This is a genomic window from Pseudomonas sp. 2822-17 (assembly GCF_002742485.1).
Lineage (GTDB): Bacteria > Pseudomonadota > Gammaproteobacteria > Pseudomonadales > Pseudomonadaceae > Aquipseudomonas > Aquipseudomonas cyclaminis.
Map to the genome: position 1 here is coordinate 66780 of NZ_LJRZ01000791.1, position 20566 is coordinate 87345.

At 60.3% G+C, this 20566-nt stretch carries 13 protein-coding genes and 1 pseudogene; 3 read left to right on the forward strand and 11 right to left on the reverse strand.

The window, feature by feature from the left end:
* Positions 1-114: 114 nt before the first annotated feature.
* The 4 genes from astD to AOA60_RS28745 form a co-directional block, all read right to left on the reverse strand.
* Positions 115-1581 (reverse strand): succinylglutamate-semialdehyde dehydrogenase, encoded by a 1467-nt coding sequence (astD, locus tag AOA60_RS28730; protein WP_099587206.1) that lies wholly within the window; start codon positions 1579-1581, stop codon positions 115-117.
* Positions 1581-2606 carry an arginine N-succinyltransferase gene (astA, locus tag AOA60_RS28735; RefSeq protein WP_060757323.1) on the reverse strand — a complete coding sequence of 342 codons (1026 nt, stop codon included), beginning with the start codon at positions 2604-2606 and terminating at the stop codon, positions 1581-1583. Before astA ends, astD begins: the two co-directional genes overlap by 1 nt.
* A gap of 51 nt (positions 2607-2657) precedes the next feature.
* Positions 2658-3677, reverse strand: a complete 1020-nt coding sequence (gene aruF / locus AOA60_RS28740) for an arginine/ornithine succinyltransferase subunit alpha (RefSeq protein ID WP_099587207.1) — start codon at positions 3675-3677, stop codon at positions 2658-2660.
* Positions 3678-3866: 189 nt separating this feature from the next.
* Complete coding sequence (locus tag AOA60_RS28745; protein WP_099587208.1) at positions 3867-5087, reverse strand: aspartate aminotransferase family protein; 1221 nt, start codon at positions 5085-5087, stop codon at positions 3867-3869.
* A 312-nt stretch (positions 5088-5399) separates the two neighbouring features.
* Between AOA60_RS28745 and AOA60_RS28750 the strand changes: the two genes are divergently transcribed.
* Complete coding sequence (locus AOA60_RS28750; protein ID WP_099587209.1) at positions 5400-11327, forward strand: DUF6543 domain-containing protein; 5928 nt, start codon at positions 5400-5402, stop codon at positions 11325-11327.
* A 3-nt stretch (positions 11328-11330) separates the two neighbouring features.
* Here the strand turns inward: AOA60_RS28750 and AOA60_RS28755 are convergent, their stop codons facing one another.
* From AOA60_RS28755 to acs, 7 genes are all read right to left on the reverse strand, one after another.
* On the reverse strand, positions 11331-12311 hold the full coding sequence (locus tag AOA60_RS28755) for a GlxA family transcriptional regulator (protein ID WP_099587210.1): 981 nt from the start codon (positions 12309-12311) through the stop codon (positions 11331-11333).
* Between the two features lie 126 nt (positions 12312-12437).
* Positions 12438-13202: an ABC transporter ATP-binding protein gene (locus AOA60_RS28760; protein ID WP_090400457.1), complete on the reverse strand. Its 765-nt coding sequence runs from the start codon at positions 13200-13202 to the stop codon at positions 12438-12440.
* A 27-nt stretch (positions 13203-13229) separates the two neighbouring features.
* Complete coding sequence (locus tag AOA60_RS28765; protein WP_099587211.1) at positions 13230-14342, reverse strand: succinylglutamate desuccinylase/aspartoacylase family protein; 1113 nt, start codon at positions 14340-14342, stop codon at positions 13230-13232.
* A 1-nt stretch (position 14343) separates the two neighbouring features.
* A complete protein-coding gene (locus tag AOA60_RS28770) occupies positions 14344-15042 on the reverse strand; it encodes an ABC transporter permease (RefSeq protein WP_099587212.1) in 699 nt (232 codons plus the stop codon).
* Positions 15039-15728, reverse strand: coding sequence for an ABC transporter permease (locus tag AOA60_RS28775; protein ID WP_032886746.1), 690 nt, complete (start codon positions 15726-15728; stop codon positions 15039-15041). The genes AOA60_RS28770 and AOA60_RS28775 overlap by 4 nt, the downstream gene beginning before the upstream one ends.
* Before the next feature lie 91 nt (positions 15729-15819).
* Complete coding sequence (locus AOA60_RS28780) at positions 15820-16605, reverse strand: ABC transporter substrate-binding protein (RefSeq protein WP_099587213.1); 786 nt, start codon at positions 16603-16605, stop codon at positions 15820-15822.
* 695 nt (positions 16606-17300) lie between these two features.
* Positions 17301-19256 carry an acetate--CoA ligase gene (gene acs / locus AOA60_RS28785; RefSeq protein WP_099587214.1) on the reverse strand — a complete coding sequence of 652 codons (1956 nt, stop codon included), beginning with the start codon at positions 19254-19256 and terminating at the stop codon, positions 17301-17303.
* A 413-nt stretch (positions 19257-19669) separates the two neighbouring features.
* Between acs and AOA60_RS28790 the strand changes: the two genes are divergently transcribed.
* Together AOA60_RS28790 and AOA60_RS28795 are read left to right on the forward strand one after the other, a co-directional pair.
* Positions 19670-19939: a DUF2790 domain-containing protein gene (locus tag AOA60_RS28790; protein WP_099587215.1), complete on the forward strand. Its 270-nt coding sequence runs from the start codon at positions 19670-19672 to the stop codon at positions 19937-19939.
* Between the two features lie 473 nt (positions 19940-20412).
* Positions 20413-20566 (forward strand): annotated as a pseudogene (locus AOA60_RS28795) (ribonucleotide-diphosphate reductase subunit beta); the annotation flags it as partial.

Consider the following 20566-nt stretch of genomic DNA (forward strand, 5'->3'; position numbering starts at 1 on the left):
TTCTTCAACACACCACAAATCCAGTGTGGGAGGAGGCTTGCCTCCGATAGCTGACTGCCAGTTGATAAATCAGGTGACTGATTCACCGCTATCGGGGGCAAGCCCATCCCACATTTAGATCAGTGTAATGCCGGGGGTTAGCGTGGCGGGGACTACCAAGCTTGGGGTCTCCAGCGACGCCACCGGGTACGCGCAATAATCTGCCGCGTAATACGCACTGGCGCGATGGTTGCCCGAGGCCCCTACCCCACCAAACGGCGCGGTGCTGGCGGCGCCGGTCAGTTGTTTGTTCCAGTTGACGATCCCGGCGCGGCTTTCCAGCCAGAACTGCTGGTAACGCGCTTCGGAGTCCGACAGCAAACCCGCCGCCAGGCCGTACTGGGTGTTGTTGGCTTCGGCAATCGCCGCAGCAAAATCTGCGTAGCGGATCACCTGCAACAGCGGGCCGAACAGTTCCTCGTCTTCGCGCTCGGTCACGCCGGTCACGTCGATGATGCCTGGCGTCAGCAAGGCGGCCTGATCCTGTGGCTGGGTCATTTCCAGCAGTGCGACAGCGCCATTCGCCAGCATCAGTTCCTGGGCCTCCATCAGGGCTTTCGCCGCACCGAGGGAAATCACCGAGCCCATGAACGGCGGCGGTTGCTGGTCGAACGCACCCACTTCGATCGTCGCGCTCACCGCCACCAGGCGCGCCAGCAGCGCATCGCCCCAGGCGCCTTCCGGCACCAGCAGGCGCCGGGCACAGGTGCAACGCTGGCCGGCAGAGATAAACGCCGATTGGATAATGGCGTAGACCGCCGCATCCACATCGGCCACTTCGTCCACCACCAGCGGGTTGTTGCCGCCCATTTCCAGGGCCAGGATCTTGTCCGGGCGCCCGGAGAACTGCTGGTGCAGGTGATTGCCGGTACGGCTCGAACCGGTAAAGAACAAACCGTCGATGCCAGGGTTGGCCGCCAACGCGATGCCGGTTTCCCGTGCGCCTTGCAGCAGGTTCAACACACCCGCCGGCAGGCCGGCGTCGATCCAGCACTGCACGGTCAGCTCGGCAACTTTGGGCGTCAGCTCGCTCGGCTTGAACAACACGGTGTTACCCGCCAGCAACGCCGGGACGATATGCCCGTTGGGCAGGTGGCCAGGGAAGTTGTAAGGGCCAAACACCGCCACCACACCATGGGGTTTGTGGCGCAAGACGGCAGTGGCGTCGCCCAGGGGGCCGCTCTTTTCGCCGGTACGCTCGCGGTAGCTTTGCACCGAGATTGCAATCTTGTTGGCCATGCTGGTGACTTCAGTGGCCGATTCCCACAGCGGCTTGCCGGTTTCCTCACCTATGCAGCGAGCAATTTCATCGGCGCGGCTCTTCAGTGTATTGGCGAAGGCTTCCAACACGCTGATGCGCTCTTCCAGCGAACGTTTGGCCCAATCCGGGAACGCCTGGCGCGCAGCCTGCACCGCGGACTCGACCTGCTCGGCGGTGGCGCCATTACCAGCCCACAACACGCCTTGAGTCACCGGGTTGCGCGATTCAAACAGCTCACCCTGGCCAGCCAGCCAGCTACCTGCGATATACAGCGAATTCATTACTTCGACTCCCGAGCAGCAGACAACGGAACAGCACGCACTTGATCACCCACCACCAGTTGCAGGCGTTTGGCGGTCTGTGGATCGACCACCAGGGTGCCTGCCGCCAGACGTGCCGGTGCGGCGGTGATGCGGCAGTCCTCGCGCTTGCGGTTATGGATCAGGAACGGCGTAGCGTCGTCCCCCGGCGTGCCGATGGCCAACACCAGTGACTGGCTGTCGCGCACCGCACGGATCTTGCTGGTTTCACATTCCACCGCCGGGCCGGCGTCGAAAATATCCACATAGCCCTGGTAGCTGAAGCCTTCGCTCTTGAGCATGCTCAGCGCCGGTTCGGTGTCCGGGTGGACCTTGCCAATCACGTTGCGCGCGTCTTCGGAGAGGAAGCAGCTGTACAACGGAAACTTGGGCATCAGCTCAGCGATAAATGCCTTGTTGCCCACGCCGGTGAGGTAGTCGGCCTGGCTGAATTCCATCTTGAAGAAGTGCCGGCCCAGGCTTTCCCAAAACGGCGAACGCCCGGCATCGTTGGATACGCCACGCATCTCGGCGATGATCTTGTTGCCGAACAGTTGCGGGAATTCCGCGATAAACAGCAGGCGCGCCTTGGCCAGCATGCGACCGTTGAGGCCGGTGCGGTAATCGGCGTGCAAAAACAACGAGCACAGCTCGGAGTTGCCGGTGAGGTCGTTGGCCAGGAACAGCGTCGGAATCTCGCGATAGATATTCAGCTCCTGGGAGGCGCTGACGGTCAGGCCGACCCGAAAGTTGTACCAGGGCTCACGCAGGCCAACGGCGCCAGCAATGGCAGAAATCCCCACCACGCGGCCTTCGTCGTTTTCCAGCACAAACAGGTAGTCGGCATCGCCACGCCCGGCGTCGCCGCGAAAGGTTTTTTCCGCCCAGCCCACGCGATGGGTCAGGCGCTCTTCGTTGGCCGGCAAGGTGGTGAGGCCGGTGCCAGTGCTGCGCGCCAGATCAATCAGGGCCGGTAAATCGCTGCTGCGTACGGGACGAACGATCATGCTATCTCCTCGAACGGGCCGCTGTTGTCAGCCACCCGCGAAACTCTCTTTTTAAACCGCTACCAGGCGCACACTCGCGCCTTCGCCAACGCCCAGGGCTTCGGCGGTTGCCAGGTCCAGGGTCACCGGTTTGCCGGGCGCGTAGTCCAATTCCAGCATCACCGCGCGGTAATCCTGCAACTGCGCGTTGCTCACCAGGTACTGGCGGCCGACACCCTTGACCATGTCGCCGATCTTCACCGGCACCACGCGGCTCTGGGCAATCGAGCGAATGCCTGAAACCCGTGCGTGCAGCGTCGGGCCACCGTCGAAGATGTCGATGTAATGGTCGGTCTCGAAGCCTTCGCGCATCAGGATGTCGAAGGTGATCTGCGCACGCGGGTGTACCTGGCCCATCGCCTCCTGCGCTTCGTCCGGCAACAGCGGCACGTAGATCGGGTAATGGGGCATCAGCTCGGCGAGGAAGGTGCGGCTTTTGAGCCCGCACAGGCGCTCGGCGGCGGCGTAGTTGAGGTCGAAGAAGTTGCGACCGATGGCGTCCCAGAACGGCGAATCACCGTTCTCGTCGCTGTAGCCGACAATCTCGGTCACCACCGAGTCGGCAAAGCGCTCGGGATGGCTGGCGACGAACAGCAGGCGGCCACGGGAATTGAGTTCCGACCACGGCGAACCGACCAGCTCGGGCACCACGTAGAAACTGGTGAGCAGGCTGTTGCCGGTGAGGTCGTGGCACTGGGAAAGCACGTGGATCTTGTTGTGGATCTTCAGCTCGCGGGAAGCGTGCACGAAGGTCTCGTTACGAAAACTGTAGAAAGGCTCCGAGTAACCGGCCGAGGCGACGATGGCCGAGCAACCGGCGAGCTTGCCGGTCTCGGTGTCTTCAAGCACGAAGAAATAGCTTTCTTCACCGTTGAAACTGACCTCGGCCGCGAAGGACGCTTCGCTGGCGGCGATCTTGTCGCTGAGGCGTTCGACATCATCCGGCAAGGAGGTAACACCAATCGGGCTGTCTGCGGCCAGACGCTGTACCTCGCCCAGATCAGCCATTTGCGCGGGGCGCATCACCAGCATGGTGTCACTCCTTTAACTCGAAAAACTCATAGGAAAAAATACCGGACAGCTCCTGATTCAACACAGGGCCAAAATGTGGGAGGGGGCTTGCCCCCGATAGCAGTCTGTCACTTGATAAATCTGGTGACTGATCCACCGCATCGGGGGCAAGCCCCCTCCCACATGACACAGTCCGGCAATAAATGTGTATCAGGCTTGCGTCAGCGTTTTTACAGCCCGCTCAAAACGATCCAGACCTTCATTGATATCTGCCTCTTCCACCACCAGACTCGGCGCAAAACGCACCACGTCCGGGCCGGCTTGCAGGATCATCAGGTTTTCTTTCTCGGCCGCGTTGAACACGTCCTTGGCTTTGCCTTTGAAGGCATCGCTGAGCACGCAACCGATCAACAGGCCCATGCCACGTACTTCGGTGAAGATGCCGTACTGCTTGCCGATCTGTTCCAGGCGCGCCTTGAACTGATCGTGCTTGGCGTTCACGCCAGCCAGCACTTCAGGGGTGTTGATCACGTCGATCACTGCTTCGGCCACCGCGCACGCCAGCGGGTTGCCGCCGTAGGTGGTGCCGTGGGTGCCGACTACCAAGTGCTTGGCCAGCGCTTCAGTGGTGAGCATCGCCGCGATGGGGAAACCACCGCCCAGGCTCTTGGCGCTGGTGAGGATGTCTGGCACTACGCCGTAATGCTGGTAGGCAAACAGGTGGCCGCTGCGGCCCATGCCGGTTTGCACTTCGTCGAACACCAGCAGCGCGTCATGGGCGTCGCACAGTTCGCGGGCGCCTTGCAGGTAAGCCAGCTCAGCTGGCAGTACGCCGCCCTCGCCCTGGATCGGCTCCAGCACCACAGCGCAGGTCTTGTCCGACACAGCGGCTTTCAGCGCGGCCAGGTCGTTGTAAGGAACGTGGGTGATGCCGGTGATTTTAGGGCCGAAGCCATCAGAATACTTGGACTGGCCGCCCACGTTGACGGTGAACAGGGTACGGCCGTGGAAGCTGTTGAGCGCGGCGATGATTTCGTACTTCTCACTGCCGAAACGGTCGAACGCCACACGACGGGCCAGCTTGAAGGCGGCCTCGTTGGCTTCGGCGCCGGAGTTGCAGAAGAACACACGCTCGGCAAACGTGGCGTCGATCAGCTTATGGGCCAGGCGCAGGGCCGGCTCGTTGGTGAAGACGTTGGAGACGTGCCACAGCTTGTTGGCCTGTGCGGTCAGCGCACCGACCAACGCCGGGTGGGCATGGCCCAGCACGTTGACTGCGATGCCGCCGGCAAAGTCGATCAGCTCGCGACCCGCCTGGTCCCACACGCGCGAACCTTCGCCACGCACAGGGATGAATGCGGCAGGTGCGTAGTTAGGCACCATGACCTGATCGAAATCGGCACGTTGCACCGGGGCTTGCTCAACGGACATCGGAGTCTCCTGAAGAGGAACGCCTGCCTGGAACTGGCGGGCGATGCAGGGATTGTAAGGACAGTTTTCAGCGCGGCCTTGCCGCCAAGCGACAACTTCTTATAGCGCAAACCCCCGTTTTTGGCGGGTTTACGCCAATGCGACAAATAGCGTCGCAAAGGCGCAGTTTAAACCGTGCAAGGGCTTCGTGGGCAGGGGATGACGGGATCTTCGCAAATCCGCCAAGACTGGCCGCGCTAATTGTCTACCGCCGGCGCTTCTACCTGATCTGATCTGCTGGGCTCACTTCTAAAGCTATCAAGGACAGGCACCATGCCTTTGCAAGCTCCTCCCGACGCCCTTCACCTGACAATCCTCAGGAATGCCATCGCCCCTTGGCTGGGCGGCGCCTCTGCCGCCAAGCGCGGGGCGCTGGCAGCCAACCCGCCGGCCGTTGCCGATTGGTACAGCACGATCACCGACCTGCAACATGAAAAGCTCAAACGCCTCAACGGCGAAGCCTGGACCACACAAAACCGTGTGGACCAGGCATTTTCCGCCATCAAGAGCCCCGAAGACTTCGGCGCCGAGTTACTGCAAAAGGCGCTCAAGGATGAGTTCGACCTCGACGCCAACGTACGCACCACTTACCTGCAACTCTATATCCCGCTGACTCTGGCAGGCATCACGGTTAAACCAGGCGCCGCCAGGACCTGGTCGGTCTCCCTGCTCGACGCCGCCCTGCATAACTTCGAAGCCGCTGAAGCCACCGATGGCGCCTATGAGCGCAACTCCGGCTTCACCACCGCGCCCAGCGCCACCGGCCAGTTCGTCAGCCTGCCCGGCTTCGACGAGAAGATCAGCGTGGTGCAATTCACCACCCTGTGCCGGCGCCTGGACATCGGCGGCCAGTACCAGCGCTACCTGGACCAGGCCCTGGATCTGGACAACCCGGTCGCCCGCACCGCCCTGCAGTACTGGCTCAAACAAAGCCACCTCGCAGCGCTGAAGCTGGCTTTGTTCATGGCCGTGCTGAACAAGGACCTGCCCACGGACCACTACTTGAGGCTACTCAACCTGATCAATCAGGATCACCCAGGGCACAGCGATTGCCCCCATGTGCTGGGGCATGACCTGTTTATCATGGGCTGCCGACTCACTGGCATTGTGCTGTTTGCCCAGGACCTGCAAGCCAGTCGCGGCGTGGAGTCGGTGGTCGCCTACATTCCCGACGACCCGGAACACCCCATCAAGTACTACGCCAGCAGTGCACAGTTCAGCCAGGCGCTGGCGATAAAACTGCGCTCGACGGACTATCAACGCTTCTTCAGTCGCTTTGTACGCCACGCAGATGCCGGGGTGTTCTTTGCCAACCTCAATCAGCGTCTCAGCCAGGTAGAGTGGCACCCGCACACCGTGGGCGATCCGCGCCCCAGTTGGCGTGATACGCCAGTGTCGCGCCCCAAGCTGCAACTCAGCAGCGAGAAAATCGACAGCGGCCTGTTCGAACATCTGTTCGAGATGAAACTGAGCAAGCTGCTGGACGACGCCCGTAGCCGCGCCGTATCCACCGCCACCGCCAACCAGAAGACCCGTTGGGCGCGCTGGGCCTTGCTCCAGACAATCGGCGAAGCGCTGCTGCAAGCTATCGCCTTTGTGGCCATGCCCTTCATACCGCCCCTGGGCGCGCTGATGCTGGCGTACACCGCCTACCAAGTGCTCGACGAGGCCTTCGAAGGTGTTATCGAGTGGGCCGAGGGCCTGCAACATGAGGCGCTGGGACATGCCCTCGGGCTCATGGAACAGCTTGTACAACTGGGCCTGTTTGCCACCGGCCTGCCCATTGCCGAAGCCCTGTTACGCCAAACACTGCCCAAGGAGCTGTTGCAGTTTATCGATCGCTTCAAGCCAGTCACGCTGCCCAATGGCAACCGCCGCCTATGGCGCCCCGACCTGACACCCTACCGTCAGGCACTGAGGCTGCCGGCCGACGCCCGCGCCGATGCGAAGGGCCTGCACCAGCACGCCGGTAAAACGCTGCTGCGTCTCGACGGCGAGCATTATCAAGTGCAGCAAGATGCGCGCAGTGGTCGCTATTACCTGCAGCACCCCACACGCCCCGGCGCCTACCAACCGCCAGTGATGACTAACGGCCAGGGCGCCTGGCTCACCGAGCTAGAGAATCCTCTGGGTTGGGACCGCAGCACCCTGCTGCGCCGACTTGGCGACCAGACCGAAGCACTTAGCGACACACAACTGGCGCGAGCCCGTGACGTCAGCGCCACCCACGACAACACCCTGCGACACATGCACGCCACCCAGCAAACGCCGCCACCCTTGCTGGCCGACACCCTCAAGCGCTTCAAGATCGACCAGCAGTTGCAAGACTTCATTACCCAGATGAACAGCGATGATCCGGCGATTTACACCAAAGCCGATGCACAAACCCAGCTGCAACTGCTGACCAGCTATGACTGGTGGCCCACCAGCAAAACCCTGCGCGTCGTCGACACCAGGGGCGAAACCCTCTGGCAGTACAAAGGCGAGGAAGGCGCCAGCGTGGTGCAGGTGCTCGATGCCCAACTGCGCAACGGCGATTTGTTACCCACCCTGATCGAGGGCCTCAACGAAACAGAACGCAAGCAACTTCTGGAAGAGGAATTTGGCGTGCCGCCCTCTTCGCCCCGCACCCGTGCCGCCACCCTGCGCAAGAAACTGGCCAGGCTCGCCCAGGACAAGCGCTACAGCCTGTTCGACTCACACTACCGAGGCCAGAATCGTGCCGGCAACGCCCGCCTGCAAAAGATCATCGACAGTACATCACGCCCCGGCCTCCCCACCTGCATCGCCGAAGAACTGCTGGCCAATGCCACCGGCGATGAACTCAAAGCGATAGATGCCGGCAAGGTTCCGCTGCGCCTGGTGGAACTGGCCGAATGGTCGCTGCATGAAGTCCGCACTACCCGTGCCTACGAGGGGCTGTACATGGAAACCATGGAGCCCCCTGACACTGCTCGCCTGGCCCTGCATTCCCTGGAAAACCTGCCAGGCTGGCCGACCTGGATACGCCTTGAAATGCGGCAATACCACGCCGCAGGCAAGCTGCTGGACGCTATTGGCCCACGTTATGCGCTGACCCAGCGAACCTTGGTGGAAACCCCCGACGGCCAGTACATACCACACGACGATCAAGGCCCATTGTTTGGCACCACCGACCTGTACACCGCCATTCTCCAAGCGCTTCCCGATACCGCAAGGGATGCACTGGGCATTCATATCGGCCAGGGCCCACGCCTCAAGCAGGCGATTGGCGAACACCCACTGGACCGCAACATCCTGCGCCAGTTGCTGGGCAGCGACCCGCTGCTCAAACCCACCTACAACCCGAGCGTCATGCGTCTGCGGGGCGGCATGGAAGGCTATCGCCCTGGCCCTCCCGAACAACCGGGCCCCAGTCAACTGCCCTCACTTGAACAGCAGATTCAGACCTTGCGGCCCGCTCTCACCCAAGAACCGATCCGGGAGTTGCTCACCACACTGGGACGCGACCCCGAAGGCGCGCAACTGGGGCTGGACAGGTTGAGAAACGAGTACATACGCCTGGACATCGACCTGCTGGCCTGGGAGTCGAGCACGCCCAGCGTACATCCGGAGTCCGGCGTACCGCTGAGCGATACAGACCGCGAGTACCTGCGCCGCGATCGCCAGTTATTCAGCCATCAACTGCGACGTGCCTGGCGCCAGGAAACACCCATCGACGCTTTCTACGAAACGCCAACCCTCAACGGTCACGTTCTGCGACTGACCGTGCCACGGATTGGCGAGTTACCCCATTTGAACGCGCGCTTCGATCATATCGCCTACCTGGAGCTGCAAGGCGTGAACCAGACAGTGGAGGTCAACCCGTTCCTGTCGCACTTCCCGAGACTGCGCAACTTGAGCATTCGCGACCTGCGCCTGGGCGAATTACCAGCCTCGATTTCATCACAGAGCCACCTCAATGAACTGATACTGAACAATTGCAACATCACCCTCACACCCAGCAGCCAGGCGACCCTCAATGGCATGAACCGCCTGCTGACGCTGGACCTGTACAACAACCCGCTGACGCTGCTGCCCAGCGTGGAGCAAATGCCGAACCTGAACTACCTGGACCTGGGTAATACCGGTATCAGCCAACTGCCGCCGGGCCTGCTAAACCTCAACCAACCCTCTCTGGTAATACTTTCCAACAACCACATCAGCGAACTGCCACTACCGCTTTTCGACTTGCCCACCGCTACCACCGATCACTACGTCCTGTCTGGCAACCCGTTTTCATACCAGACCCTGGAGCACGTCAAGGCTTACTTCCGACGCACCGGCAAGTACTTGGAGGCAACCCCTGATAGCGCCGATGTCGCCCAGGCCAAACGTCTGTTTCCCCGCTCGGACGACGATACAGTCAACCGTTTTATCTTCGGCCTGCCTGGAGATCTGGCGGCAGGACGAGCAGAGATGACGCAAATGGAAGCGGATCTGCTGAAGATCCGCGAAGACCTGACGCCCTGGGCTGAACACAGCGAAATCGACACCCAGGAGCGAGAGCGCCGCCATTATTTCATCACTGCCCTTGAAGCCGGCTGGCGCCGTGAAATCACCTCTGGAGAGCACTTTGAGGACGGGGCTGCAAGCTACGCCTTCATCCTGCATAGACCGATAAGCGGCGAATTGCCCCGCCTGCGCACACGGTTCAACCATATCGCTGCCCTGACCCTCAAGGGCACGGGCGAAACGTTGCGCCTGGGGGAGTTCCTGCAAAGTTTCCCGAATATCAACACCCTCACCCTTGAGCACTATAGTTTGGGCGAACTCCCCGATCTCAGCCCTCTGCACCAGCTTGCCGAGCTAACCCTGAACCAATGCGATATTCACTTATCCCCCTCTTCGGCCACTACGCTGCAAAGCATGCACGACCTGAAACTGCTGGACCTGAGCAACAACCCACTGGGGTGGGTGCCAGACTTTGGCCAAATGCCCCAACTCACCAACCTGTCATTGCACAACACCGGGCTGACAGCGTTTCCAGCGTCACTCATCACCCCGCCAACCGTAAGGGCACGGGTAGATTTGAGCCACAACAGCATCAGCGAACTGCCGGACGAAGCGTTCATGTTGCCGGCCAGCATCAGCGCCTCATTCGACCTGGCCGACAACCCGCTGTCGCTCGCCACCTTGAACCGTGTGAAACACTACTGCCAAGCCACCCGGGAGCACTGGAACGTCAGCCTCGCGGACGGTAATTTGCAACGTATCAAGGCACTGTTCCCCATGCTGTCGGAGGAAGACGCCAAACGGGAGCTGTTTCTATTGCCCGGCGAGCTAAAGGATGCCAGTGAGCACATCACCCGACTGGGCCTTGAATACGCACAGCTGGAAACCGACCTGCATGCCTGGGTCTTGGATGTGCCGCTCAGAGACCCGCTGCTCGATACCGTGCTGGATGAAAACAGCCGCGCGGAGGAACAGATCCGACGCCTGCATTTCAAGGATTTACTACTGCGTTGCTGGCGGCGAGAGGTGGAGCTGGACGACAGCGAAACGCTGCAACGGCACACCTACAAGTTGGTCTTTCACGGCCAACTACTGGGGGATTTGCCCGTCTTGAGCGCGCGTTTCGAACATGTGACGCTCCTGGAATTGCTGGGCGAAGGCACCAACCAGCAAATCGACGGGTTGTTGCGCGGCTTTCCAAACCTCAACAGCCTGTCCGTGGAGCGACATGCCCTCACTGCGATTCCCGACAGCGTGTTCAGTCTCAATCAACTGCACCTTCTCAACCTCAGCGAAAACCTGATCCGCTTGACGCCCGACAGCACCGATCAATTGTCGCGCCTGGGCGATCTGATTCATCTGGACTTGAGCGACAACCCGCTCAACAACCGACTCGATGTGCGCAACCTGTCACGCCTGACCACGTTATACCTGCACAATTGCGGGTTGACCGAGGTTCCGCAGGGCACCTTCAACCTGCCGCAACTGCGCACCCTTGACCTGAGCGACAACCTGATCGAGCACTTGCCCACGGACCTGCTGGATATGCCCCTGCCGCTCAACGATGACACCGATCTGAGCGGCAACCCCCTGTCCGCCGAGAGCCTGGCGATATTGCGCACCTATTACCGTCAAACGGGCTATGAGCTGGGGGTGGAAGAGGCTATGTATGATGAGCACGGCGTGGCGTTGACGCCGCCCGGCACACCGGATCCCATGGAAGAGTAGGCTTCAACCGCGCTCGGAAGGCGCCGACGACAACTCGAACGGGCTGCTGCTGCGCCGCTGGTTGCGGTCTTCACGGGGCGTGGCACCGAAGAAGTTACGGTAGGCGCTGGAGAAATGCGGCCCCGAGGAGAAACCGCACGACAGGCCAATCTGGATGATCGACTTGCTGGTCTGCATGAGCATCTGGCGGGCCTTGTTCAGGCGCAACTCCAGGTAGTACTGGCTGGGGACGCGATTGAGGTATTGCTTGAAGATTCGCTCCAGTTGTCGTCGGGATACGCACACATGCTGGGCAATTTCGTCGGTGGTCAGCGGCTCTTCGATATTGGCTTCCATCAGCAGCACCGCCTGGGTCAGCTTCGGATGGCTGGAACCCAGGCGGTTTTGCAGTGGAATGCGTTGGCGCTCGCCGCCTTCGCGGATGCGCTCCACCACCAACTCTTCGGAGACCGCGCCGGCCAGTTCGGCGCCGTGGTCACGGGCCAGGACCGCCAGCAACAGGTCGAGCACCGACATGCCGCCACAGGCGCTCAGGCGATCACGGTCCCAATCGAACAGATGACTGGTGGCGATAACCTTGGGGAAGCGCTCGGCAAAGTCGTCCTGCCAGCGCCAGTGCACGGCGGCGCGATAACCATCGAGCAGACCCAGTTGCGCCAATGGGTAGACCCCAGCCGACAATCCGCCAATTACACACCCGGCACGCACCAGTTGCTTGAGGGCGGAGCCGAGTTGCGAGGCGATCACGGTGGGCGGTTCATCGGCCAGCAGGAACAGTTTCTGGAAACCTTCCAACTTGCCGGCCCAAGGTTCGCCGGGCAATTGCCAGGCGCCGTCGGTAGCCGGCTCGGCGAGCAAAAACGACAGTTCGTAGACCACATCCGGATGCACCCGCTGGGCAACGCGCAAGGCCTCCTCAGCCAGCGCAAGCGTGAGTGCTTTTGTGCTGGGCCAAATCAGGAAACCAATTTTGTGGGCGGTCATGGAGTGCTATCCGAAGCGAGTAACAGTAATGAAGACAAAGGCCAATGCTAGCCCGTAAACCAACACAAAGCTCAAAAACTGATGAAGATCAATGTGGGAGGGGGCTTGCCTCCTCCCACAGGGAAACTATTTCAAACTGCCGGACAGGAACTGCTGCAACCGCTCGGACTGCGGGTTGACCAGCACTTCGCGCGGGTTGCCACGCTCTTCGACAATACCTTTGTGCAGGAACACCAACTGATTGGACACTTCACGGGCAAAGCCCATTTCGTGAGTCACCACCACCATGGTGCGGCCTTCCTGGGCCAGGTCCTGCATCACCTTGAGCACTTCGCCCACCAGCTCGGGGTCGAGGGCCGAGGTGGGTTCGTCGAACAGCATCACCTCCGGCTCCATCGCCAAGGCGCGGGCAATCGCCACACGCTGCTGCTCGCCACCGGACATATGGCCGGGGAACGCATCCTTGCGATGGCCCACGCCGACCTTGGCCAGGTAGTGCTCGGCCTTTTCGCGGGCGTCTTTCTTCGACATGCCCAGCACGTGCACCGGCGCTTCCATGACGTTTTCCAGCGCGGTCATGTGCGACCACAGGTTGAAATGCTGGAACACCATCGACAGGCGCGAACGCATGCGCTGCAACTGTTTCGGGTCGGCAGCCTTCAGGGCGCCGTCCTTGTTGGCCACCAGTTTCAGCTCTTCGTTATTGAGCAGGATCTTGCCGGCATGCGGCTGCTCCAGCAGGTTGATGCAGCGCAAAAAGGTACTTTTGCCCGAACCACTGGAACCGATGATGCTGATCACATCACCCGCCGCGGCGGCCAGGGACACGCCTTTGAGCACTTCATGACTGCCATAGCGTTTATGCAGGTCTTGGACTTCAAGTTTGTACATGCTGTCGGTTCTCACAAAAACAGGTGGTCAGTCGTTGAGCAAGCGCCCGTGCCGCAGCGCTTCGCGCCCCGCCACCTTGGCCAGCCAGAAACCCGCTTGGGCATAACGTAGCCGTTCAACGGCAAACAACACCCCGGACGTGCCCGCGCAGATCACGCTGACGCGGTCTTCCAGGGGATCAATCACTTCAAAAATCGGCTCGCCCTTCTCGATCCAGTCCCCGGCTTTACGCAGGTAGCTGATCACCCCGGCGTGGGGTGCAAACAGCAATTCGGTGCCTTCGAAGGGCACGCCTTCGCACGGTTCGTGCTGCGGCGCCGGCCATTCACCTTTGATCAGACCTTGCTCGGCGAGGAACGCGAGGATGCCTTCGGCGTGGAAGATCGCTTCGTCACGGCCAGTGTCCGCTTGACCGCCCAACTCCAGCGTCGTCGCCAGGCAGGCCAGTGGGATCTGCGCGTCGGGGAAGGCGCGGGACAGACGCAGCCACGGCAACGAGCAAGCCTCATCAAACGAGCTGCCGCCGGAGTCTTCCGCAAGCAAACCGACTTTCACATTCAAGTGCGCCGACAACGAACGCCACTGCGGCCAGTGCTGGGGCAGCGCGTACATGTGCAGCGCGGCTTCGGCGTCGCAATGCAGATCGAGAACGATATCAGCGGTGCAGGCGTGGCTCAGCAGGACGCGCTGCATGCCTTGCAGTTGACTGCTCGGCGCGGGCAAGGCGTTGAGTGCGTCGCTCATGGCCTGACGGATCATGCGCACATTGGCGTGAGGATCATCCCCCAGCTTGCCTTGCAGCAACGCGGCGACCGACTCACTCAACTCGACGAAATCGCGGTTGAAATTCTTGCCGCTGCCGATCTCGAAACGCCCCTGATGGCTGCCTTGCAACAGCTGGCCAAGGCCCATCGGGTTGGCCACCGGCACGAGTTCGATCACCCCATTGAGGGCGCCTTGCTGTTCGAGCTCGGTGAGGCGTTTTTTCAGCTCCCACGCAGCGCGCATGCCGGGCAATTCATCGGCGTGCAGGCTGGCCTGGATATAGGCCTTGCGCTCGCCGCTGCCGAAACGGAATACGCTCAGTTGGCGCTCGCAGCCCAGGTGGCCCCAGGGCAACAGGTGATCGATACGTTCCATATCAGTGCTTCCGTGGAGCCAGGTAGCTCAGCCAGCGGCGCTCGGCCAACTTGAACAGGCGCACCAGGATGAAGGTCAGGCACAGGTAGAACAGGCCAGCGGTGATATAGGCTTCGAACGGCAGGTAGAACTGCGCGTTCACCGTGCGCGCGGCACCCGTGATGTCGATCAGGGTGACGATGGACGCGAGACTGGTGGTCTGCAGCATCATGATCACCTCATTGCTGTACTGCGGCAGCGCGCGGCGCAGGGCCGACGGCAGCAGGATGCGGCGGTACAGTTTGTAGCGCGACATGCCCATGGCCTTGGCCGCTTCGATCTCACCGTTGGGCGTGGCCTTGAGGCTGCCGGCAATGATCTCGGCGGTGTAGGCACTGGTGTTGATCGCAAAGGCCAGGCACGCGCAGAAGGTCGCGCTGGACAGCAGCGGCCACATAAAGCTCTCGCGTACCGCTTCGAACTGCGCCAGGCCGTAGTAGATCAGGAACAGTTGCACCAGCATCGGCGTGCCGCGGATCACATAGGTATAGAGCCAGGCGGCGCCGTTGACGACCGGTTGCTTGGATACACGCATCAAGCCCAGGGGCAAGGCGGCAAGCAGGCCGAAGAACAGCGAGATGGCGAGCAGTTTCAGGGTGGTCAGCAGGCCGCCAAGGTACAGCGGCATGGCCTCCCAGATGACGTTGTAGTCGAAGATCATAGATCAGCCGCCCTTACGCCTACCGAGTAGCGCTTCTCAAGATAGCGCAGGGCCAGCAACGACACGCTGGTGATCACCAGGTACATCGCCGCCACTGCGAGGAAGAAGGTAAAAGGCTCGCGGGTGGCATCTGCCGCCTGCTTGGCCTTGAACATCATGTCTTGCAGGCCCACCACCGAAATCAGCGCAGTGGCCTTGGTGAGGACCAGCCAGTTGTTGGTGAAACCAGGGATCGCCAGCCGGATCATCTGCGGCACCATCACCCGGAAAAACACCTGGAAACTGCTCATGCCATACGCAAGGCCGGCTTCGGCCTGGCCCTTGGGAATGGCCATGAAGGCGCCGCGGAAGGTTTCCGAGAGGTAGGCGCCAAAGATGAAACCCAGGGTGCCGATACCGGCGGCCAAGGGGTTCAAGTCGATATAGTCGTCATAGCCGAGCATCGGCGCGACGCGGTTGAGCAAGTCCTGGCCGCCGTAGAAAATCAGCAGGATCAGCACCAGGTCGGGGATCCCGCGGATCACCGTGGAATACAAGTCACCCAGCCAGGCCAACCAGCGCACCGGCGACAGGCGTAACGCGACCCCGATCAGACCCAGAACAATGGCCAAGGCCATGGACGACAAGGCGAGCTGAAGCGTCAACCATGCGCCATCGAGGATGACGGCCCCGTAGCCTTTCAACATGATTCAGGTCCTCGAAAAGGGGGATGAAAAAATGGCGCAAACCGCAGGAATTCTGTTGCTTGCGCCATTTCAGACAGACAGCTAAGACGATTTACTTGGCGTCAGGGCCGTAAATGTCGAAGTTGAAGTACTTGTCCTGGATAGCCTTGTACTTGCCGTTGGCGCGGATCGCGGCAATGGCTGCGTTGATGCGCTCCAAGTTTTCCTTATCGCCCTTGCGTACCGCGATGCCGATGCCTTCGCCGAAGTATTTAACGTCGGTGAACTGTGGGCCTACGAACGCGTAGCCTTTGCCCGCAGGGGTGTCGAGGAAACCTTCCTGCAACAGGGTAGCGTCCGCCACGGTGCCGTCGAGGCGACCGGCTTCCACGTCCAGGTAGATTTCGTTCTGCGAGCTGTAAGGCACAACGGTTGCACCTTTAGGCGTCAGGACTTCCTTGGCGAAACGGTCGTGGATCGAACCGCGCTGCACGCCGATCTTCTTGCCTTTCAGTTCGTCCAGGCTATCGCTGACGGTGGTGCCTTGCTTCATCACCAGCTGCGCCGGGCTCAGGTAGTAGCGGTTGGTGAAGTCCACAGACTTCTTGCGGTCGTCAGTGATGGACATGGACGACAGGATCGCGTCGATCTTGCGCACTTTGAGCGCAGGGATCAGACCGTCGAACTCTTGCTCGACCCACGTGCACTTGACCTGCATCTCTTCGCACAAGGCGTTGCCGATGTCGTAGTCAAAACCGACGATGCTGCCATCCGGCGCCTTCGAGGCAAACGGAGGGTAGGCCGCTTCGATACCAATTTTCAGAGGCTTGCCTTCAGCGAAAGCCTGCATGGACAGCACGGACAGCGCCAGGGCGCCCAACAGCACGAGTTTCTTCATCTTGGGACTCCATCGGTATAGGGCAAAACAGCAGTATGAGCCATGGCCCACGATGCGGCGAAGGTGAAACCGAATTGCGGTGCTGCGTCCTACACCAATTCAACAACGGCGACGACGAGCGAGTGATCGGCATTCTAACGACAGGCCGGAAGCCGATATTTCCTCAATGCGACAACAATTTACAGAAGCACCGAGAAAGCGGTTCCAGCTCATTGACAGCCTCTGAATTTTATGCAGAGACAAAAGACATTAAACCTGTAGACGCTGCAAATTGCGGGCCTATTATTCGCAAACCCTTCTGGCACGGCAAGTCTGGCGTTTAATCTTATTTATTGGCGTGTCTGGAACGGGGTTTTTCGGGGCACGGGCGTAGCGCTTTGCCTCATGTTTGGGCATGGGGTTACACATCTGCGCCGCTCGGTAACATTCAGAAACCTCCTACTGTAGAACCCGATATTTATTGGGCTGAGGGTGATGCGGGCCTGCAAACCACCCATGATGCCTGGCCTGAAATGCAATCAAATGTGGGAGGGGGCTTGCCCCCGATGAGGGAGTGTCAGTGGGCTAATTTGGCACTGACCCACTGCAATCGGGGGCAAGCCCCCCCCCCACATTGGATCTACATTGGTTTCAAGAGCCCACAAAAAAGCCCCACCCGACTCACGCCGGATGGGGCTTTGTCCCACTCACCCGCCTTACGCGACGTTCATGGTCTTGTGCGTCTCAATCAAATGCGCCACCACACCCGGATCCGCCAGGGTGGAGATATCGCCCAACCCGTCGTACTCAGCCGTGGCAATCTTGCGCAGGATACGGCGCATGATTTTGCCCGAACGGGTCTTCGGCAAGCCCGGCGCCCACTGGATCACATCCGGCGAAGCAATCGGCCCGATCTCCTTGCGCACCCAGTTTTTCAGCTCCAGGCGCAACGCTTCGTTCGGCTCTTCGCCATTTTTCAGCGTGACATACACATAGATACCCTGGCCCTTGATGTCATGCGGCACACCCACCACCGCCGCCTCGGCGACTTTCGGGTGGGCAACCATGGCACTTTCGATCTCGGCGGTGCCCATGCGGTGGCCGGATACGTTCAACACGTCATCCACACGCCCCGTGATCCAGTAGTAACCGTCCTCGTCACGGCGCGCGCCATCACCGGTGAAGTACATGCCACGGAAGGTCTTGAAATAGGTATCGACGAAGCGGTCGTGATCGCCAAACAGCGTACGCGCCTGACCCGGCCACGAATCGAGGATCACAAGGTTACCTTCGGCAGCGCCTTCGATCAGGTTGCCCAGGTTATCCACCAGCGCCGGCACCACGCCGAAGAACGGCCGTGCCGCCGAACCCGGCTTGAGCGCGTGGGCGCCTGGCAGCGGGCTCATCATGTTGCCGCCGGTTTCGGTCTGCCACCAGGTGTCGACAATCGGGCAACGGGATTGGCCGACGTTCTTGTAGTACCAATCCCATGCTTCCGGGTTGATCGGCTCGCCCACGGAGCCGAGCAGGCGCAGGCTGCTGCCGTCTGCCCCTTCAACGGCGGCGGTGCCCGAGGCCATCATGGCGCGGATTGCGGTCGGGGCGGTGTAGAGGATATTGACCTTGTGCTTATCGACGATCTTCGCCACCCGCGTGATGTCCGGGTAGTTCGGCACGCCTTCGAAGAGCACGGTGGTCGCGCCGTTGGACAGCGGGCCATAGACAATATAGGTGTGGCCAGTGACCCAGCCGACGTCGGCGGTGCACCAGTAGATTTCGCCTGGGCGGTAGTCGAACACGCGCTCGTGGGTCAGGCCGGCGTACAACAGATAGCCGCCGGTGGTGTGCTGCACGCCTTTAGGCTTACCGGTGGAACCGGAGGTGTAGAGGATGAACAGCGCTTCTTCGGCGCCCATCTCTTTCGGCGCGCAGACAGTGCCCGCCACTTTCATCAGGTCTTCGTACCAGATGTCGCGATGCTGGTTCCACTTGATCTGGCCGTTGGTGCGCTTGCACACGATGACCTTCTGGATGCTGCTGGTTTCCGGATTGGTCAGGGCGTCGTCGACGTTGGCCTTGAGTGGGATTTTCTTACCGGCACGAATGCCTTCATCGGCAGTGATCACCACCTTCGACTTACAGTCGATGATGCGACCGGCCAGGGCTTCCGGGGAAAAACCGCCAAACACCACCGAATGAATCGCACCGATGCGCGTACACGCCAGCATGGCGACCACGGCTTCGGGGATCATCGGCATATAGATAGTCACCACGTCACCGCGGTGTACGTCCTGGCCACGCAGGGCGTTGGCGAACTTGCAGACTTGCTCATGCAGTTCGCGGTAAGTGATGTTGCGGCTCTCGGCCGGGTCATCGCCTTCCCAGATGATCGCAATCTGATCGCCACGCTCGGCGAGATGACGGTCCAGGCAGTTGTAGGACACGTTCAAGGTGCCATCGGCGAACCACTTGATGTCGACATGGTGATCGTCGAACGAGGTCTGCTTCACCGTGGTGAAAGGCTTGATCCAGTCGAGGCGCTTGGCTTGCTCACGCCAGAAACCGTCGGGGTTGACCACCGACTGCTGGTACATGGCCTTGTAGGTCGCCTCATCGGTCAGCGTGTTGGCTGCTACTTCGGGGCGAACGGGGTACAGGGAAGCCGCACTCATCTTTCTTACCTCGGTGACAATAGTTGTTTTTGTATGCCCTGTTGTAGCCGGGGCGGCCCCATAGAACCATTCGACGATGGTAGTAACAAGCCCCTACACATTGCCCCGGTATCGACTGACAGGCCTCTGGCCTACGGCCTGCAAGGCTTTTGTCGTTGTGTGAAAAAACCTTTACCACGGGATTGTTACAAAAACCGCCAATAGTGTTTATCAAAAGCACGGGTATATGAATATAACCCGCAGGCCTAAAATCAACTCCGCCAACCAAGGCACTGTGGTTTACACAGCAGTGATTAACAACGTAACAGCCCCCACGAAGGCAACGTTAATCGCAACTAACCAATCCTAAGTTACACACGCGGCCTCACAAGGGCCACGTGACCCCTTTCGCCCTGAAGAAGGTAAGTACAGAAATGAAAGCTCTCGTAGTTATGGCCCTCAGCAGCTTGTGCGCCACCGCCGCCCTGGCCGACGAAGCCCCGACCGAGCTGGCCGGCCACAACGCCCCGATTGTTGAGGATTACACCTACAGTACCCACTTGGACGTTGCCAAAGTAGTGTCCATGAGTGAAGTTCCGAATGTATGTGAAGTTGTACCGGCCAAGATGGAATATGAAGATTCCCACGGTCAGCGCCATATTCTTAATTACAAGATCATGGGCAATGGCTGCTCTAACGGGTAATAACGTCTGAAGTTGGATTCTTATTCGCCGCAAGAAATCGTTCTTGCGGCAAAGAGCCGGTCCTCCCTCCCCTCATCGCCCCCTCGAAAAAAATCCTGCCGCTCGTCCCTTCAACCAACCCCAACAAACTCGCGACTTGGCCCGAAAAGCAGGCTTTTTGTCTGCGATCCGAGACCATCCGCCGCAACACAAAGCCGAATTTTTCCCTATAATGCGCGGGTAAATCGGGCCTGCAATATCCCTTTACACAGGGACGAAGAGCCAGACCTGAGGCCTCCGCTGGAGCATGCACCTAGCGCTCCGCACCTCAAGCCTCACGCAGAACCCGTTACCCAATTGCGTTTATTTGCCTGCGCGAGCTGTTGCAACAAACGATTCCTTTAAAGAACCACCGCGGCCTGAGGGTCGTGTGAACACCCAACCATCCGGTTTCACACGGGCACCTTGAGCCCTCACGCAGGAGACGACACGTCATGCTGAGCTGGGACGAATTCGACAAAGAAGAAGAAGGCGAAGTAGCCACCAAAGGCGCCAACGCCGGCCACGCCACCGAAGCCAACATGGACCGCCTCGACGGTGCCGGCGCTGCTGCCGCCATCGAAGCCCGCGCCGTCACCGCGAGTGACT

Coding starts and splice junctions, on each gene's coding strand:
- aruF (WP_099587207.1), bottom strand. CDS start 3,677: ATGCTGGTGATGCGCCCCGCGCAAATGGCTGATCTGGGCGAGGTACAG.
- astD (WP_099587206.1), bottom strand. CDS start 1,581: ATGAATTCGCTGTATATCGCAGGTAGCTGGCTGGCTGGCCAGGGTGAG.
- AOA60_RS28775 (WP_032886746.1), bottom strand. CDS start 15,728: ATGTTGAAAGGCTACGGGGCCGTCATCCTCGATGGCGCATGGTTGACG.
- AOA60_RS28755 (WP_099587210.1), bottom strand. CDS start 12,311: ATGACCGCCCACAAAATTGGTTTCCTGATTTGGCCCAGCACAAAAGCA.
- AOA60_RS28760 (WP_090400457.1), bottom strand. CDS start 13,202: ATGTACAAACTTGAAGTCCAAGACCTGCATAAACGCTATGGCAGTCAT.
- AOA60_RS28765 (WP_099587211.1), bottom strand. CDS start 14,342: ATGGAACGTATCGATCACCTGTTGCCCTGGGGCCACCTGGGCTGCGAG.
- astA (WP_060757323.1), bottom strand. CDS start 2,606: ATGATCGTTCGTCCCGTACGCAGCAGCGATTTACCGGCCCTGATTGAT.
- AOA60_RS28770 (WP_099587212.1), bottom strand. CDS start 15,042: ATGATCTTCGACTACAACGTCATCTGGGAGGCCATGCCGCTGTACCTT.
- AOA60_RS28790 (WP_099587215.1), top strand. CDS start 19,670: ATGAAAGCTCTCGTAGTTATGGCCCTCAGCAGCTTGTGCGCCACCGCC.
- AOA60_RS28750 (WP_099587209.1), top strand. CDS start 5,400: ATGCCTTTGCAAGCTCCTCCCGACGCCCTTCACCTGACAATCCTCAGG.
- AOA60_RS28780 (WP_099587213.1), bottom strand. CDS start 16,605: ATGAAGAAACTCGTGCTGTTGGGCGCCCTGGCGCTGTCCGTGCTGTCC.
- acs (WP_099587214.1), bottom strand. CDS start 19,256: ATGAGTGCGGCTTCCCTGTACCCCGTTCGCCCCGAAGTAGCAGCCAAC.
- AOA60_RS28745 (WP_099587208.1), bottom strand. CDS start 5,087: ATGTCCGTTGAGCAAGCCCCGGTGCAACGTGCCGATTTCGATCAGGTC.